The sequence below is a fragment of the Pseudomonas sp. HD6422 genome, from assembly GCF_025377065.1.
Taxonomy (GTDB): domain Bacteria; phylum Pseudomonadota; class Gammaproteobacteria; order Pseudomonadales; family Pseudomonadaceae; genus Aquipseudomonas; species Aquipseudomonas putida_U.
In genome coordinates this window covers 18,668-33,530 of the sequence record NZ_JAHWIW010000029.1, presented here as the reverse complement: position 1 = coordinate 33,530, position 14,863 = coordinate 18,668, and the positions used below count along the sequence as shown (strand labels likewise).

The 14,863-nt window shown below is 63.9% G+C and carries 16 protein-coding genes; 8 read left to right on the top strand and 8 right to left on the bottom strand.

What is annotated here, in order from left to right:
• Nucleotides 1-61: 61 nt before the first annotated feature.
• The 5 genes from KY379_RS20205 to KY379_RS20185 all read right to left on the bottom strand — a co-directional run bounded on the left by KY379_RS20205 (nt 62) and on the right by KY379_RS20185 (nt 4,710).
• Complete coding sequence (locus KY379_RS20205) at nt 62-1,387, bottom strand: MFS transporter (protein WP_261241207.1); 1,326 nt, start codon at nt 1,385-1,387, stop codon at nt 62-64.
• 73 nt (nt 1,388-1,460) lie between these two features.
• Complete coding sequence (locus KY379_RS20200) at nt 1,461-1,940, bottom strand: histidine kinase (protein ID WP_133331475.1); 480 nt, start codon at nt 1,938-1,940, stop codon at nt 1,461-1,463.
• A 166-nt stretch (nt 1,941-2,106) separates the two neighbouring features.
• On the bottom strand, nt 2,107-2,583 hold the full coding sequence (locus tag KY379_RS20195) for a sigma-70 family RNA polymerase sigma factor (protein WP_133331477.1): 477 nt from the start codon (nt 2,581-2,583) through the stop codon (nt 2,107-2,109).
• 124 nt (nt 2,584-2,707) lie between these two features.
• Nucleotides 2,708-4,030, bottom strand: coding sequence for an ATP-binding protein (locus KY379_RS20190; protein ID WP_261241211.1), 1,323 nt, complete (start codon nt 4,028-4,030; stop codon nt 2,708-2,710).
• Entirely contained in the window at nt 4,027-4,710 is a 684-nt protein-coding gene (locus KY379_RS20185) for a response regulator transcription factor (RefSeq protein WP_133331481.1), read from the bottom strand. The genes KY379_RS20190 and KY379_RS20185 overlap by 4 nt, the downstream gene beginning before the upstream one ends.
• Nucleotides 4,711-4,911: 201 nt before the next feature.
• On the opposite strand from KY379_RS20185, the gene dsbD reads away from it, so the two are divergent.
• The 4 genes from dsbD (at nt 4,912) to KY379_RS20165 (ending at nt 8,937) form a co-directional block, all read left to right on the top strand.
• Entirely contained in the window at nt 4,912-6,633 is a 1,722-nt protein-coding gene (dsbD, locus tag KY379_RS20180; RefSeq protein ID WP_261241212.1) for a protein-disulfide reductase DsbD, read from the top strand.
• A complete protein-coding gene (locus tag KY379_RS20175) occupies nt 6,633-7,469 on the top strand; it encodes a TlpA family protein disulfide reductase (RefSeq protein ID WP_133331485.1) in 837 nt (278 codons plus the stop codon). The genes dsbD and KY379_RS20175 overlap by 1 nt, the downstream gene beginning before the upstream one ends.
• Before the next feature lies 1 nt (nt 7,470).
• Nucleotides 7,471-8,229, top strand: a complete 759-nt coding sequence (dsbG, locus tag KY379_RS20170) for a thiol:disulfide interchange protein DsbG (RefSeq protein WP_133331488.1) — start codon at nt 7,471-7,473, stop codon at nt 8,227-8,229.
• A gap of 177 nt (nt 8,230-8,406) precedes the next feature.
• Nucleotides 8,407-8,937 carry an RNA polymerase factor sigma-70 gene (locus KY379_RS20165; RefSeq protein WP_133331490.1) on the top strand — a complete coding sequence of 177 codons (531 nt, stop codon included), beginning with the start codon at nt 8,407-8,409 and terminating at the stop codon, nt 8,935-8,937.
• 48 nt (nt 8,938-8,985) lie between these two features.
• Here the strand turns inward: KY379_RS20165 and KY379_RS20160 are convergent, their stop codons facing one another.
• The gene (locus tag KY379_RS20160) at nt 8,986-10,014 is read right to left on the bottom strand and encodes a GNAT family N-acetyltransferase (RefSeq protein ID WP_133331576.1); all 1,029 of its coding nucleotides are present in this window, start codon (nt 10,012-10,014) and stop codon (nt 8,986-8,988) included.
• A gap of 65 nt (nt 10,015-10,079) precedes the next feature.
• A complete protein-coding gene (locus KY379_RS20155; RefSeq protein ID WP_196172658.1) occupies nt 10,080-10,880 on the bottom strand; it encodes a substrate-binding periplasmic protein in 801 nt (266 codons plus the stop codon).
• 161 nt (nt 10,881-11,041) lie between these two features.
• Between KY379_RS20155 and KY379_RS20150 the strand changes: the two genes are divergently transcribed.
• Both KY379_RS20150 and KY379_RS20145 read left to right on the top strand, forming a co-directional pair.
• Complete coding sequence (locus tag KY379_RS20150; RefSeq protein WP_196172626.1) at nt 11,042-11,602, top strand: exonuclease domain-containing protein; 561 nt, start codon at nt 11,042-11,044, stop codon at nt 11,600-11,602.
• 71 nt (nt 11,603-11,673) lie between these two features.
• Nucleotides 11,674-11,958: a pyrimidine/purine nucleoside phosphorylase gene (locus KY379_RS20145; RefSeq protein ID WP_133331494.1), complete on the top strand. Its 285-nt coding sequence runs from the start codon at nt 11,674-11,676 to the stop codon at nt 11,956-11,958.
• A 114-nt stretch (nt 11,959-12,072) separates the two neighbouring features.
• On the opposite strand, the gene KY379_RS20140 is transcribed toward KY379_RS20145, so the two are convergent.
• Nucleotides 12,073-12,762 carry an alpha/beta family hydrolase gene (locus KY379_RS20140; protein WP_261241215.1) on the bottom strand — a complete coding sequence of 230 codons (690 nt, stop codon included), beginning with the start codon at nt 12,760-12,762 and terminating at the stop codon, nt 12,073-12,075.
• A gap of 51 nt (nt 12,763-12,813) precedes the next feature.
• On the opposite strand from KY379_RS20140, the gene ccoN reads away from it, so the two are divergent.
• Together ccoN and ccoO are read left to right on the top strand one after the other, a co-directional pair.
• Entirely contained in the window at nt 12,814-14,238 is a 1,425-nt protein-coding gene (gene ccoN / locus KY379_RS20135; RefSeq protein WP_133331498.1) for a cytochrome-c oxidase, cbb3-type subunit I, read from the top strand.
• A gap of 13 nt (nt 14,239-14,251) precedes the next feature.
• The gene (gene ccoO / locus KY379_RS20130; RefSeq protein ID WP_023381403.1) at nt 14,252-14,860 is read left to right on the top strand and encodes a cytochrome-c oxidase, cbb3-type subunit II; all 609 of its coding nucleotides are present in this window, start codon (nt 14,252-14,254) and stop codon (nt 14,858-14,860) included.
• Nucleotides 14,861-14,863: the final 3 nt, after the last annotated feature.

The window sequence follows — 14,863 nt, the reverse complement described above, 5'->3', positions numbered from 1 at the left end:
GCCGTGGCGCTTCTAGCGCTCGATCTACGCTCCCCAGCAATCGCCAAGCTGAGCCCTACCCCTATTTTTCAACGCACATGATCGACATCGGCTCGGCGCCGAATGCCAGCGACTCACGGCGCCCGAAGTACCAGGCCGTCAACAATCCGACCGCCCCCATGATCAAACAGAAGCCGACGCACACCCAAGGACTCCAAGGCATCAAGGCAATCAGCGCCAGCGGCGTGGTACTGGCCCACAACGCATAGGCCACATTGTAAGTGAACGAGATCCCCGACACCCGGATCTGCGCCGGGAACAAGCCAACCATGACCGACGGCACCACCCCCACCACACCGCAGGACAGGCCGGCCAGTGCGTAGGCTAGCCAAGTCGCGCCCCACTGTCCGACCAGACTTGCGTAGAGCGCACCGATGCCCATAGGCAGCAGCACGCTGTAGAGCATGAGCGCTCGCCAGGCGCCCACGCGATCGACCAGCAGCCCGGCGAGCACGCAGCCGATATTGAGGAACACGATACCGACGCTGCTCAGGGCAAAGGTATGTCCGGCGCTCATGCCGAAGCGTTGCTGCATCACCGTCGGTGTGATCACCACCAGCACCACCACCGCCGACGTCAGCACGCAGGTCAGCAGGGCTGCGGGAATCAGCGCCTGACGATGCTCGCCCAGCACCTGGCGCAACGGGAAGGCCACCGGCCGTTCCTGACGTTCACGCAGCGCCAGGAACACCGGCGTCTCGCTCAACCAGCGGCGCAGCCACACGCCGATCACGCCGAACACGCCGCCCAGCAGGAAGGGGTAGCGCCAGGCGTAGTCGAGGATCTCCTGCGCCGTGAAGACTTGCGCCAGCAAGGTCGCCGTCAACGCCCCCAGCAGGTAACCGAAGGTCAGCCCCGCCTGCAGGAAGCCCAGGGCATAACCGCGCCGACCGGGCGGAGCATGCTCGGCAACGAAGGTCCAGGCGCTGGGGACCTCGCCGCCGACCGCAGCACCCTGCAGGATACGCAGGGCCAGCAGGATCAGCGGCGCGGCATATCCGATGTCGGCATAGGTGGGCATCAGCCCGATCAACAGGCACGGCAGCGCCATCATCAGGATGCTCAGGCTGAAGACGCGCTTGCGTCCCAGGTGGTCAGCGAAATGGGCCATGAGGATGCCACCCAGCGGTCTTGCCAGGTAGCCGGTGACGAAGATCCCGAAGCTCTGCAGCAGACGCAGCCACTCCGGCATCTGTGGCGGAAAGAACAGCTGGCTGAGCGTCAGGGCGAAGAAAACGAAGATGATGAAATCATAGATTTCCAGGGCACCGCCCAGGGCCGCCAGACCCAAGGTCCGGTGGTCGCCGCGGCTGAACCGGGGCTGGCGGGCGGTATCGATGACAGGCATGGCAGGGTCCGCAAGATCGGCAAAGGCCCAGAGGATAGCAAATGCCGTCGGCCCTTTGGCCAATGGACTCGTCTTAGCGGTGGAATACCGTCTGACCCAGGCGCGCTGCCGAATGCAGATGTCCCGCCCGCCCAGAGACCGCGGGCGGCAGTTCGAGCGTGCCGATCAGCAGTGGTGCATCGATGATCGCCATGAACGACGCCAGGGCTTCGTTATCCGGCACCTGCGGCAGGCTAACGTTCACCGCCTGGCGCTGCCCAGGCGGCACGGCCGGGACCGTCACATGCTGCGGGCGATACAGCAAGGCATGCTGGATCTGTGTGTTGACCCGGCAGAAACGTGCCATGTCGACACCGGCATGGTTACCCAGTTCGATGCTGCCAAGCAGCAGGTTGAACGGTTGCAGGGCGCAATGCACCAGGCGCTGCAACTCCTCGAAACTGGCCACGGGGGCGATGCGGTAATAGCCCAGCCGATTGAGCATCTTCTCCAGTTGCAGGCACTGGTCCGGGTGTTCTTCGGCTATGAGGATGCGCAACGATTTGTTCGTCATGATCGGGCCTGGGCAGTGGGTATGAGCGAAACTCCTTGACCTGAACTGCGCCCGTGCAGGCTACCGACCGGCAGTCTCCGGTGGGGTCTTCATTGATAGTTGTCGTCAAACAGGCAGAACGCAAGTTGTTGGCAGACTAATTTTCGCTTCGCGTTCGTAACGTGTTTCACGACTCCCACTGGCGCATACGCAAGCGGCAGTGCTTCATGGCATTGACGATGTGCTTTTCCACCAGGCTGCGGGAAATACCCAAGCGGTCGGCGATCTGCTGGTGCGACAGGCCATCGAGCTTGCGCAGCAGAAAGCAGTCGCGGCACGCGCCACTGAGTTCATCGAGGGCCTTCTGCATCAAGGCCAGTCGCTGATCGCGCTGCATGTCGAGGGTCAATGCTGGGCCATGCCATTGCTCGTCGAGATCGAGCACATCGAGAGATTCGGCCTGACGAACCTGGTGTCGGCGGTGCCGATCGACCACCAGGTTGAGCGCAGTGCGGTACAGAAACGCCCGCGGGTGCTCGATCTGCTGGCTGTCGGTACGCTCCAGCACTCTCAGGTAGGCATCATGGGCAACATCCTCGGCCGCCTGGCGGCTACCCAGGCGCGACGAGAGAAAACTCACCAATTCGCGATAGTAATGTTCCACGATGGCACCTGGCGTCGCCCTGCCCGACGTCGGTGTGCAGGGTTGCGGGACTGAGTGATATCAGCGTGCAATCTTACAAATTATAATGATTCTCAGCAACCGCTCCCCCGACAGCGCCCTGCGCTCAGCTGGCCGAGCGAGCTGGCATCTGCAACAGCACCCTCAGGCCGTCACCCTGGCTCTCGAAACGCAAACTGCCGGCACAGCGCTGGACGATAGCCTGCACGATCGCCAGCCCCAGCCCGCAACCGCTGCTCTGACCATGGCGCCAGAAACGCTCGGTCAGGTGCTGCAGATCCGCTTCGGCAATGCCAGGCCCATGATCGCGAACCACGAACCCGACCTGCCCATCGGCCATCTGCACATCGAGTTCCACCGCACTGTCGCCACCATGGCGCAAGGCGTTGTCGAGCAGATTGCGCAGCGCCGCCACCGCCAGCGGTGCCGGCATGCTCAGGTAGATACGCGCTGCTTGCTCGGGCAGGTGCAAGACGATTCGCCGATTATCGCCACCGCCAGCATCCTCGACCGCCTGGCGCACCACCTGCTCGGCGCTGCATTGCACGCCATCCTCGAACGACAGGCTACCCTCGACCCGGGCCAGCATGAGCAATTGCTCCAAGGTCCGGTGCATGCGATCGGCACCTTGCTCGGCATGTTCCAGAGCCTGCTCGCGGACACTGCCGTCGGTCATGCGGGCCACCTGCAGGTGCGTCTTGATCGCGGTCAACGGGCTGCGCAGCTCGTGGGCGGCGTCGTCGGTCAGGCGCCGCTCGCGCTCTAGGGTCTGGGCGATGCGCAAGAACAGTTGGTTCTGCGTCTCCAGCAGCGGTTGCAGTTCGCTGGGCAGGCCGGTCACCTGCAATGGCTCGACGCTATCGGCACGCCGGCGACGCAACGCATCGCGCATGCGATTGAGCGGCTCCAGGCCTTTGCCCAGACCGATCCAGAGCATACCGAGGCTACCCAGCAGTGCCATCAGCACCGGCGCCGAGGCCGCCAGCAGGATCGACTGGTTCAGCGCTTCGCGCTCCTGGTGGCGATCGGCCGTGGTGATACGCACATCACCATGATTGAAGGTGAAAGTCCGCCAGGATGCACCGTCGATGGTCTGGTCACGGAAGCCACTGCGCTCGTCGTCCATGGCGCCATCATGCTTGTGGTTACTGGCGAGAATCTCGCCGCGCAGCGAACTGACCTGGCAAGCCATGCCATCCGGCACGCTGAACTGGTCGGCGGAAAAATGCGCATCCTCACCTTTGGCTGCCAGCGGTTGCGGCAGCTGGTCGATGAGGCCGGCGACCATGCGTGCCGACGCCACCAGACGCTGATCGAGGGAAAACATCATCTGCTGGCGCAGGTCGCGCAGCATCCAGGCCGCCGTCAGCACCCAGATGATCACGAAGGCGCTGCCGAGGATCAGGCTCAGGCGCACACGCAGGCTCATGGGGCCACCTGCCCCGGGGCCTGGGCTGGGCCAAGGCGGTAGCCCAGGCCCCGCACAGTCTCGACGATACCGTTGCCGAGCTTGCGTCGCAGGTGGTGAATATGGACGTTCAGGGCGTTGCTCTCCACCTCGTCGCCAAAGCCATAGACGCAATCCTTGAGCTGTTCGCTGGAGAGCACCCGGCCCGGGTTCTGCAACAGTGCCTGGAGCAAGGCCTGTTCCCGTCGCGACAGGTCGACCGGCTGACCGGCCAAGGTCGCTTCGCAGCTACTGGGGTCGTACTGCAACGGTCCATGTTCGATGACATTCACCGCTCGTCCAGCCACCCGGCGCAACAGCGTATGCAGACGCGCAGCCAGTTCACGCAGGTCGAACGGTTTGAGCAGGTAGTCGTCGGCACCGGCCTGCAAACCATCGACCCGGTCGGTGACCGCGTCGCGGGCAGTGAGCACCAGAACAGGCAAGGACTCGCCCTGCTGGCGCAGGCGGCGCAGCAGCTTCAGGCCATCCTCGTCGGGCAAGCCCAGGTCGAGGATCATCACATCGAATTGCGCGGCCTGAAGCATGGCCCGCGCGCTGGCGGCCGTGGCCACCCGGTCCACGGTCAAGCCCTGGGCAGTGAGGCCGGCGCAGATACCGCTGGCGATCAGGTCGTCGTCCTCGCAGAGCAGAACGTGCATGGTGAAAGCTCCCAGGATGAGGTGAGGGGCATTGCACTATGGGCGGATTAAGGGGGGATTATGAACCTTTGTCGCAGCCACCGGGTAGCGGTCGCCAGCGGGCCCTACACCGCCTGCGCCACGGCTGTCAGACCGGGTTAACCTTGGGTTAATCGGCGACGGCCAGGATGGCCACACTTACAGCTCTGCCAAGGCGAAGACATGCGCGTCATCCTACTCTTTCTGACTTTCCTCCTGGCCGGCCCGCTGCAGGCCAATCCATTCGATGTCAAACCCGATTTCCTGCCGGTCCAGGAAGCCTTCGTGCTCAACCACGACCGCCAGGCCGATGGCCAGATGCGCCTGTACTTCCAGATCAAGCCGGGCTACTACCTCTACCAGAAGCGCTTGAAGTTCGATGGGCTGACCGAAGCGCAGCGTCCGCCGTTGCCAGCGGCGCTCAACCACCACGACGAGTTCTTCGGCGACAGCGCGGTGTATCGTGACCAGCTCGAACTGCTGATACCGGCCGACGCCAAGGGCCAATTGCGCCTGGGTTGGCAGGGTTGCGCCGATGCCGGGCTGTGCTATCCACCGCAGACCACGGTGATCGACCTGGACGGCAGTGCCGCGGCGCCCGTCGCCCCAGCCGGCGAACAAGCCAGCGACCAGGCCCTGGCCGGCGACCTGCAACAGGCCAGCCTGGCCTGGAGCCTGCTGGCCTTCTTCGGTCTCGGCCTGCTGCTGGCATTCACCCCTTGCTCGCTGCCGATGTTGCCGATTCTCGCCGGCCTGGTGCTTGGCAACGGTGCCAGTGCCCGCCGCGGCTGGCTGCTGGCCGGGGTCTACGTGCTGAGCATGGCGCTGGTCTATGCCGGCCTCGGGGTGATCGCCGCGCTGCTGGGCGCCAGCCTGCAAGCCTGGCTGCAGCAGCCCTGGTTGCTGGCTAGCCTGGCGGCGTTGTTCGTGGTGCTCGCGCTGCCGATGTTCGGCGCTTTCGAACTGCAATTGCCAGCTGCCCTGCGCGACCGGCTGGACCGCGCCGGACAAGGTACTCGCGGCGGCAACGTCTATGGCGCAGCGCTGCTCGGGGCACTCTCCGGGTTGCTGTTGGGGCCGTGCATGACCGCACCGCTGGCCGGCGCCTTGCTGTACATCGCGCAAAGCGGCGATGTGCTGCAAGGCGCGTTGGTGCTGTTCAGCCTGGGCCTGGGCATGGGCGTACCGCTGCTGTTGCTGGTGACCCTGGGCAACCGCTACCTGCCCCGCCCCGGTGCCTGGATGAACCGCGTCAAGGGCGTGTTTGGCTTCGTGTTCCTGGCCATGGCCTTGTATACCGTGCGCAGCCTGCTCGACGCCCCCCTGCTGCTGGCCTTGAGCGGCGCCTGGTTGATCGCCCTGGGTTGGGCCACCTGGCCAGCCTTGCAGCGCCTGCCCGCGCTGCGTGCGGTGCCACTGCTCGGCGCGCTCTGGGGCGGCCTGCTACTGGTCGGCGCCGCTGCTGGGGGCGACGACCTCTGGCAACCGTTGCGCCCGTTCGCCGGAACGGCACCGGCGGCGCTGCAACAGCGCGAAGACCACTTCGTCACTGTCAGCCAGCCGCAGGACCTGCAACGCCAATTGGACGAAGCCAAGGCCCAGGGCCAGTGGGTGATGCTCGACTACTATGCCGATTGGTGCGTGGCCTGCAAGGTGATGGAAAAGAACGTGTTCGCCCGACCCGATGTCCAGGCCAGCCTCGCCGGGGTGCGTCTGCTGCGCCTGGACGTGACCGCCGATGCCCCGGCCAGCCGCGAACTGCTGCAACGCTACCAGGTCCCTGGGCCGCCCAGCATCCTGTGGATCGATCCGCAGGGTGAAGAGCGACGGGCCCGACGCATCACCGGGGAGGTGGATGCACGGTCTTTCCTCGACCATTGGACTCAGACGCGGAGCCAGGGCTGATGCTGACGGTAACCTTGGGCCCCTTGACCATGGCCCTCAACCATCTACTGCTGTTGAGTGCCCTGGGCATCGCCTGCCTGGTCGGCTGGTGGGTCGCCCGACGTGGTGGCGAAAGTCCCGAGTCGGCGCTGTTCAACCTGTTCCTGATCGGCTTGGCGTGCGCCCGCCTGGGCTTCGTGGTGGCCTATTGGCCGATGTACCGTGATGAGCCGCTGCAAATCATCGACATCCGCGACGGCGGCTTCCTGCTCTGGCCGGGCTTGGCCGGGCTGGTGCTGGGCGCCGCGTGGCAGGGCTGGCGCCAACCGGGCCTGCGCCGATCGCTAGGCTGGGCGCTGTTCAGCGGTGCATTGTTCTGGGGCCTGACGAGCCTGGGAAGCCACCTGTACAGCAAAGGTACCGAACTACCCGACCTGAGCCTGCGCACGGCCAGCGGACAGCCGGTGGCGCTGCAGACGTACCGTGGCCAGCCGCTGGTCATCAATATCTGGGCCAGCTGGTGCCCACCCTGTCGGCGGGAAATGCCGGTGCTGCAGAAAGCCCAGGGCGAGTATCCGCACGTGCGCTTCGTGTTCGTCAACCAAGGCGAGACCCCGGAAACCGTCAGCACCTTCCTCGCCACCACTGGCCTGAGCCTGAGCCATGTGCTGTTCGACGGCAGCGGCCAACTGGCTCAGCGCGTCGGCTCGATGGCCTTGCCCACCACATTGTTCTACGACGCCAACGGGCGGCTGATCGGCAGTCACCTGGGCGAACTCTCCCGGGGCAGCCTGCGCCATGCCCTGGAACCTTTCGAACGGGCCGCAGCGCCCGCCCCTGCCGTACAAGGAAACTGACATGCGACTCACTGCACTGCTCCCCCTGACCCTGGCTGCGCTGGCCGCACCGCCCCTGCAGGCCGAAGAACTGCCCAAGGCGATCCAGCAACTGCAGGCCAAAGGCGCCGTGATCAAAGGCAGCTTCGATGCCCCCGATGGCTTGCGCGGCTACGCCGCCGAGTACCGCAACAACGGCATCGCGTTCTACCTGACGCCCAACGGCAAGCACGTGCTGGTCGGGAGCTTGTTCGACGAGCAAGGCCGCGACCTGAGTGCCGAGCCGTTGCAGAAACTGGTATACGCGCCGATGAGCAAGGCTATCTGGGCAAAAATGGAAAAGGCCGCCTGGATCGCCGATGGCAAGGCCGATGCACCGCGGGTGGTGTACCTGTTCAGCGATCCGAACTGCCCCTACTGCAACATGTTCTGGGAGCAGGCGCGGCCCTGGGTCGAGTCGGGCAAGGTGCAGCTTCGCCATATCATGGTCGGCATCATTCGCGAGGACAGCCCCGGCAAGTCGGCAGCACTGCTGGCGGCGAAGGATCCAGCCAAGGCGCTGCAGCAGCACGAAAAAGCTGGCAAGGCCAGCACCCTCAAGGCGCTGAACGAGATACCGCCAGCCGTCCAGGCAAAGCTCGCAGGCAACATGGCGTTGCTCGAGGAGCTGGGCTTGCAGGCCACTCCGGCGATTTTCTATCAGGATGAGAACGGCAACCTGCAAACCCAGCAAGGGGCGCCGCAACCTGAGGTATTGGGCAGGATTCTCGGCAAACGCTGATCGAACGGGGCGCCCCGGCTTCGGGGCGCCAGCTCGCCGCGCTTAGAGCCGAAACGAATAGACATTCATTACTTTTCGCATTTGACAATCATTATCATATTGCCTAGTTTGTCGCTCGTCGTAGGAAGCTTCCCTGTCGAGGGTGCTCCCTTTCCTACCAGAGACTAGGTGATTTCCATGGCGGAACAACTATCCACAAGTAAGTGCGATTCACCGTTGCTGCAAGCGTTCGTCGACAACCGCAACATCCTCGTCAAGATCGCGGCACGGATCACCGGCTGCCGGTCCCGCGCCGAGGATGTGGTCCAGGATGCGTTCTTCCGGCTTGGCGCCGCGCCGCAGATCACCTCGTCGTTCAAGGCCCAGCTCAGCTACCTGTTCCAGATCGTGCGCAACCTGGCGATCGACCACTATCGCAAGCAGGCGATGGAGCTGAAATACTCAGGCAGTGAAGAAGAGGGGCTGAACGTGGTGATCCAGAACGCATCGCCGGAGACCACCCATATCAACCTGGCGGCCCTGGAACACATCGCCGACGCCCTCGACGACCTGCCCCAACGCACCCGCTATGCCTTCGAGATGTACCGCCTGCACGGCGTGCCGCAGAAGGACATCGCCAAGGAACTCGGCGTCTCCCCGACCCTGGTCAACTTCATGATCCGCGATGCCCTGGTGCATTGCCGCAAGACGGCCAGCCGCCAGGGCTGAACCGCTTGTCTGGCGGCGGGCCTGCGCGCGGCCCGCCAGCCACTGTCGCTAGACCAGCGTGCAACGGTCGAAGAAGCGCTCTCGTCCAAGGATCATCAACGCCGCGCGTTTGTGTGGGAAGTCGAACTCCTTGTCGCAATGGAAGCACTGGTCGTGCATGTAACCGATCATCTTGCCATTGTCCGCCCGTGGCTCGGCCACCACCCGCTGGGTACGCGGGTCGTCGAGGAACAGATAGTGCACCAACGCCGACAGCCAACTGGCCACTTTATGCGGCCCACGGTGCGACTCCTCCCCCACCAGCATGTGGATGCCGCGGTCGTAGTCGTCGGCCCCGTAGAACGGCGCGATGCGGTCCTCCTTGGCCCAATACGCCTCGAAATAGGCGAACGGCTGGTCATCGAAACAGCCGATCAAGGTCAGGGTGTGCGGATCGGCCGCGAGCTTGTCGAGGTACTCACGGTGCTGCTCAAGCGAGCCCCCCTCCTGCCAGAACTGCTCCACGCGCGGATTGTTCTGCCAACGGTTGAAGCGCTCCAGGTCACGGTCGATCTCCAAGGTGCGCAACGACACCCAACTGCCCAGTCGGGCATCGAAACGGCGGTACACCTCGCCCACCGGCTTAGGCGCACGCCGGGGATGACGCTTGCCGTTGCTGATCTGCATCTGCTGCGGATACACACCGCTGGTCGAGTCGCCCAGCCAAGGCTGCGGCAATTGCCAGAACATCGTGCGTTCGCACAGAAACACCTCGGGCGTTTCGCTTTGCTGTAACAATCCGCTGAGCAGTGCCTGGGTAAACACGGCCTGCCCTGCGCCCTCTGGCAGACGCCAGGCCAGGCGTTGGCGTTGCGGGTCGCGGGCAAGCAACCAATAGCAGGCTGCCCACAGGGCCTGATGGGGTCGCTCGGGGCAGAGACTGACGAGTTGGACGAGCAAGGGGTCGCCGGGCTGCAGGCGGACCTGTATCAAAGGTCGACCTTCGAGGGTGAGGCTTAGCTGGCGGTCAGTCTCATCGGCACCCAGGTCATGCCAGCGGGGCGCGGACAGGGGCTGCGAAGCGGCATCGAACGGCATGGTCATGGCTCACAGGTCAGGAAAAAGATGGATTCACTTGGAAAACGTGGCCATGCCAAGGGAATTTAGTCGACCGGAGCCTGCACGCTGATGCGGTAGGGTTGGAAGATCCGCGCCAGCTGGCCAGTGTCGCGCAGGTTGCGCAGCAGTTCGGCAAAGGCCTTGGCGCTGATGGGGCCACCGGGGCGCAGCAACGCGTAATGGTGATAGACCTGGTCGACGCGCTCGGAGGTCAGCAACTGATTGAGGCTGCCGGGGTTACGCGTCATGAAGTCGCTCAGGTAGGAGCGGGTGACCAAAGCGATGTCGGCCCGTCCGGCCTGGACCATCAACAGGTTGCTGTCGTGGGAATAGGTCAGGGTCGCGCCGAAGGTCTGGCGCAAATAGGCCGGGTCGGCATTGAAGTTGGCGAAGGCGTAGTGGTAACCGTTGAACAGGGCCAAGCGTTTGCCGTGCAGGTCATCGAAGTAATGCTGGTCACGACCTTCGCGCTGCCTGGCCACGAACACTTCCGCATCTTCCAGCCCCATGTCGACGCTCTGGTGCGCAATCTGCTGCCAGCCCCATTGCGGGTTTTCGAAAATCGCCATGTCGGTACGCCCCTGCTGGAAATCACCGAAGCGTCGCTGGATGGACGTGGGGACAAGAACGAACCGGTAGTCGACCTGCAAGGTATTGAGTGCGTCGATCAACTGCGGTAGCAGGCCGGTATCGGCGCCCTGTTCGGGTCGCACGGTGTAGGGTGGGAAATGCGCGGCACCGACCTTGACCTCGATCGTCTCGGCGGCCCAGGCCGGTGCCGCCAGCCATGCAGCTGCCAGCATCAACAGGGTGGACAAGGCCTTGAGGCCGGGCGCTGGAGTCAAGACGGACACTCATCACGGTTCATGCCAGGGTGCGATTAAGCTAGGCGTTTTCCCAGGCGGGCACAACTGCTGGATAGGCCAAAATAGCGGCAATCTGCCACAGGGATGTCGTGGCGCCGGGATTTGGCTACGCTCTAGCAGGATCTGCATGGGAGCCGGGTATGGGCCATTGGTTGGTGATCGATCTGGAAGCCACCACCGACGAGGGTGGCTGGCCGGTGACGGAGATGGAAATCATTGAAATCGGCGCCAGCCTGGTGACGCGCGAAGGCCGTGAAGTCGAGCACTTCCAGCGTTTCGTGCGGCCACGCCGGCGACCGCAATTGACGCCGTTCTGCCGCGAGCTGACCCACATCAGTCAGGCGGATGTCGATACTGCCGACGACTTCGTCACGGTATCGGCCTGCTTCGAGCGCTGGCTCGGTCACCACCAGGGGCAGCTGCACGCCTGGGTCAGCTGGGGTGACTACGACCGCCAGCAACTCGTGCAGGAATGGCAGCGGCACAAGGTCGACAGCCTGCTGCGCAGCGTGGCGCACATCAATCTCAAGCAACGCTTTGCCAAGGCCCGCCACCTGCAACGACCGGCAGGACTCAATGGCGCCTTGCAACTGGCCGGCATGCAGTTTTGCGGGCAACAGCACCGCGCTCTGGAGGATGCGCGCAACACCGCGCGACTGCTGCCGTTGTGCCTGCCCGCATTCGAAGTCGGTGACACCTGAAAGCAGATGACGGCTCCCATGGCCTTGGGCATACTGGCCAGCCTTTTTCATCCCCTGTTCAGGAGTCGCCCATGTTCCAGGTCAACGAGTACTTCAACGGCACCGTCAAGTCGATCGCATTCGCGGGCGAAGAAGGTCCGGCCACTGTCGGTGTGATGGCCCCGGGTGAATACGAGTTCGGTACCGCCAAGCGCGAAATCATGCACGTGGTTTCCGGCGCCCTGACCGTGAAGCTGCCAGGCAGCGACAATTGGGAAACCTTCAAAGCCGGCAGCCAGTTCAACGTCCCGGCCGACAGCAAGTTCCAGCTGAAAGTGGCCGTTGACACCGCCTATCTGTGCGAGTACCGCGACTAAGCGGTAGCCTGTCCCGGCCTCTTCGCGGGACTAGCCCGCTCCCACAGGACCGGCGCGGCTCGGACTGCTGTGAAGATCCTGTAGGAGCGGGCTAGTCCCGCGAAGAAGCCAGTATCAGACTGTCAGGAACCCCGCCACCCTCTCAGCCGCCGCCTGCAAATGCTGCGCATGGCTGAATCCCGAAGCCTTCAGCGGCTTCAAATCATGGTCCGCCGCCGCCAGCCAGTTCACCTCGATCGCAGGTGACAGCGTATACCCCTGCACCGCCTCACGATTACCCAACGCATCGCGCTCTCCCTGCACGATCAAGGTTGGCGTACGCAATGCCGCCAAGTGCTCGACCCGAGGTTTCTCCGGCTTGCCCACGGCATAGAACGGATAGCCCAGGCACACCAGTGCATCGGCGCCAAGTTCGTCCGCCAACAGACTGGCCATGCGCCCGCCCATCGACTTGCCACCGATCGCCAGGCGCCCTGCGACCAGGGGTCGCACCTGGCGGTACACCTCGCGCCAGTGCTCGAGCAACACCTTCTGCGGATTGGGCGGGCGCTTGCCGCCTGCGCAACGCCGCTCGGCCATGTACGGGAACTCGAAGCGAACAACCGCAACGCCTTGTTGCGTCAGCCTTCGCGCCATGTCCTCCATGAACTCGCTGTCCATCGGCGCCCCCGCGCCATGTGCCAGGATCAGGCACGGCGCATTGCCATGCGCGTGAACCTGCGGCGCATCGCAGCGCAAGCCTGGGACATTTCCGACTTGCGCCCATTGATCCCCGTCAATACCGGCACTTTGCCCATTAATCATGCTTGCCTCGCTGTAACGCCTGCCAAAACAACCGTGGATGGAAACCCATACATGAACACAACCAGCAGTACCGCCTATAACTACAAGGTGGTCCGCCAATTCGCCATCATGACGGTGGTGTGGGGAATCGTCGGGATGGGGCTCGGCGTTTTCATCGCCGCCCAACTGGCCTGGCCCGCACTCAACTTCGACCTCCCCTGGACCAGCTTCGGCCGCCTGCGACCGCTGCATACCAATGCGGTGATCTTCGCCTTCGGCGGCTGCGCGCTGTTCGCCACCTCCTATTATTCGGTGCAACGCACCTGCCAGACCACCCTGTTCGCACCGGGTCTGGCCGCGTTCACGTTCTGGGGCTGGCAACTGGTGATCCTGCTCGCGGCCATCACCCTGCCGCTGGGCTACACCAGCTCGAAGGAATACGCCGAACTGGAATGGCCGATCGACATCCTGATCACCATCGTCTGGGTGAGCTACGCCATCGTGTTCTTCGGCACACTGATGAAACGCACCACCAAGCACATCTATGTCGGCAACTGGTTCTTCGGTGCGTTCATCCTCACCGTGGCCATGCTGCACGTGGTCAACAACCTGGAGCTGCCGGTCAGTCTGACCAAGTCGTACTCGCTGTATGCCGGCGCCACCGATGCCATGGTGCAGTGGTGGTACGGCCACAACGCCGTGGGCTTCTTCCTCACCGCGGGCTTCCTGGGGATGATGTACTACTACGTGCCCAAGCAGGCAGAGCGCCCGGTGTACTCCTATCGCCTGTCGATCGTCCACTTCTGGGCACTGATCACCCTGTACATCTGGGCCGGTCCGCACCACCTGCACTACACCGCACTGCCCGATTGGGCGCAGTCGCTGGGCATGGTGATGTCGCTGATCCTCCTGGCACCGAGCTGGGGCGGCATGATCAACGGCATGATGACCCTGTCCGGCGCCTGGCACAAACTGCGCAGCGACCCGATCCTGCGCTTCCTGGTGGTCTCGCTGGCGTTCTACGGCATGTCCACCTTCGAAGGCCCGATGATGGCCATCAAGACGGTCAACGCCCTTTCGCACTACACCGACTGGACCATCGGCCACGTACACGCCGGCGCCCTCGGCTGGGTGGCGATGATCTCCATCGGCGCGCTGTACCACACCATTCCCAAGGTGTTCGGCAAGGAGCGCATGTACAGCATCGGGCTGATCAACGCGCACTTTTGGCTCGCCACCATCGGCACTGTGTTGTACATCGCCTCGATGTGGGTCAACGGCATCGCCCAGGGCCTGATGTGGCGCGCGGTGAACAGCGACGGCACGCTCACCTACTCGTTCGTGGAAACCCTGGTGGCCAGCCACCCAGGCTTCGTGGTGCGCTTCGTAGGCGGCGCGATCTTCCTCGGCGGCATGTTCCTGATGGCCTGGAACACCTGGCGCACGGTGCGTGCACCGGTCGCCCTGGACACCACCGCCACTGCCCAGCCGGCTTGAGGAGAAGTGCCTGATGAAACATGAAGTCATCGAGAAAAACGTCGGCCTGCTGGCCCTGCTGATGGTGTTTGCCGTGAGCATCGGCGGTTTGACCCAGATCGTCCCGCTGTTCTTCCAGGACGTCACCAACAAGCCGGTCGAAGGCATGAAGCCCTATACCGCCCTGCAGCTCGAAGGCCGCGACATTTACATCCGCGAGGGCTGCGTCGGTTGCCACTCGCAGATGATCCGCCCGTTCCGCGCCGAGACCGAGCGCTACGGCCACTACTCGGTTGCCGGTGAAAGCGTCTGGGACCACCCGTTCCTGTGGGGCTCCAAGCGCACCGGCCCGGACCTGGCCCGGGTCGGTGGCCGCTACTCAGACGACTGGCACCGCGCCCACCTGTACAACCCGCGCAACGTGGTGCCGGAGTCGAAGATGCCGTCCTACCCGTGGTTGGTCGCGCAACAGGTCGACAACAGTCATACCGACACCAAGATGCGTACCCTGCGCACCCTCGGCGTGCCTTATACCGACGAGGACATCGCCGGCGCCCGCGACGCGGTCAAGGGCAAGACCGAAATGGATGCCCTGGTCGCCTACCTGCAGGTGCTGGGCACCGCCATCAAGAACAAGAGGTGAATG

Coding starts and splice junctions, on each gene's coding strand:
- KY379_RS20205 (WP_261241207.1), bottom strand. CDS start 1,387: ATGCCTGTCATCGATACCGCCCGCCAGCCCCGGTTCAGCCGCGGCGAC.
- KY379_RS20200 (WP_133331475.1), bottom strand. CDS start 1,940: ATGACGAACAAATCGTTGCGCATCCTCATAGCCGAAGAACACCCGGAC.
- KY379_RS20190 (WP_261241211.1), bottom strand. CDS start 4,030: ATGAGCCTGCGTGTGCGCCTGAGCCTGATCCTCGGCAGCGCCTTCGTG.
- KY379_RS20185 (WP_133331481.1), bottom strand. CDS start 4,710: ATGCACGTTCTGCTCTGCGAGGACGACGACCTGATCGCCAGCGGTATC.
- dsbD (WP_261241212.1), top strand. CDS start 4,912: ATGCGCGTCATCCTACTCTTTCTGACTTTCCTCCTGGCCGGCCCGCTG.
- KY379_RS20175 (WP_133331485.1), top strand. CDS start 6,633: ATGCTGACGGTAACCTTGGGCCCCTTGACCATGGCCCTCAACCATCTA.
- dsbG (WP_133331488.1), top strand. CDS start 7,471: ATGCGACTCACTGCACTGCTCCCCCTGACCCTGGCTGCGCTGGCCGCA.
- KY379_RS20165 (WP_133331490.1), top strand. CDS start 8,407: ATGGCGGAACAACTATCCACAAGTAAGTGCGATTCACCGTTGCTGCAA.
- KY379_RS20160 (WP_133331576.1), bottom strand. CDS start 10,014: ATGCCGTTCGATGCCGCTTCGCAGCCCCTGTCCGCGCCCCGCTGGCAT.
- KY379_RS20150 (WP_196172626.1), top strand. CDS start 11,042: ATGGGCCATTGGTTGGTGATCGATCTGGAAGCCACCACCGACGAGGGT.
- KY379_RS20145 (WP_133331494.1), top strand. CDS start 11,674: ATGTTCCAGGTCAACGAGTACTTCAACGGCACCGTCAAGTCGATCGCA.
- KY379_RS20140 (WP_261241215.1), bottom strand. CDS start 12,762: ATGATTAATGGGCAAAGTGCCGGTATTGACGGGGATCAATGGGCGCAA.
- ccoN (WP_133331498.1), top strand. CDS start 12,814: ATGAACACAACCAGCAGTACCGCCTATAACTACAAGGTGGTCCGCCAA.
- ccoO (WP_023381403.1), top strand. CDS start 14,252: ATGAAACATGAAGTCATCGAGAAAAACGTCGGCCTGCTGGCCCTGCTG.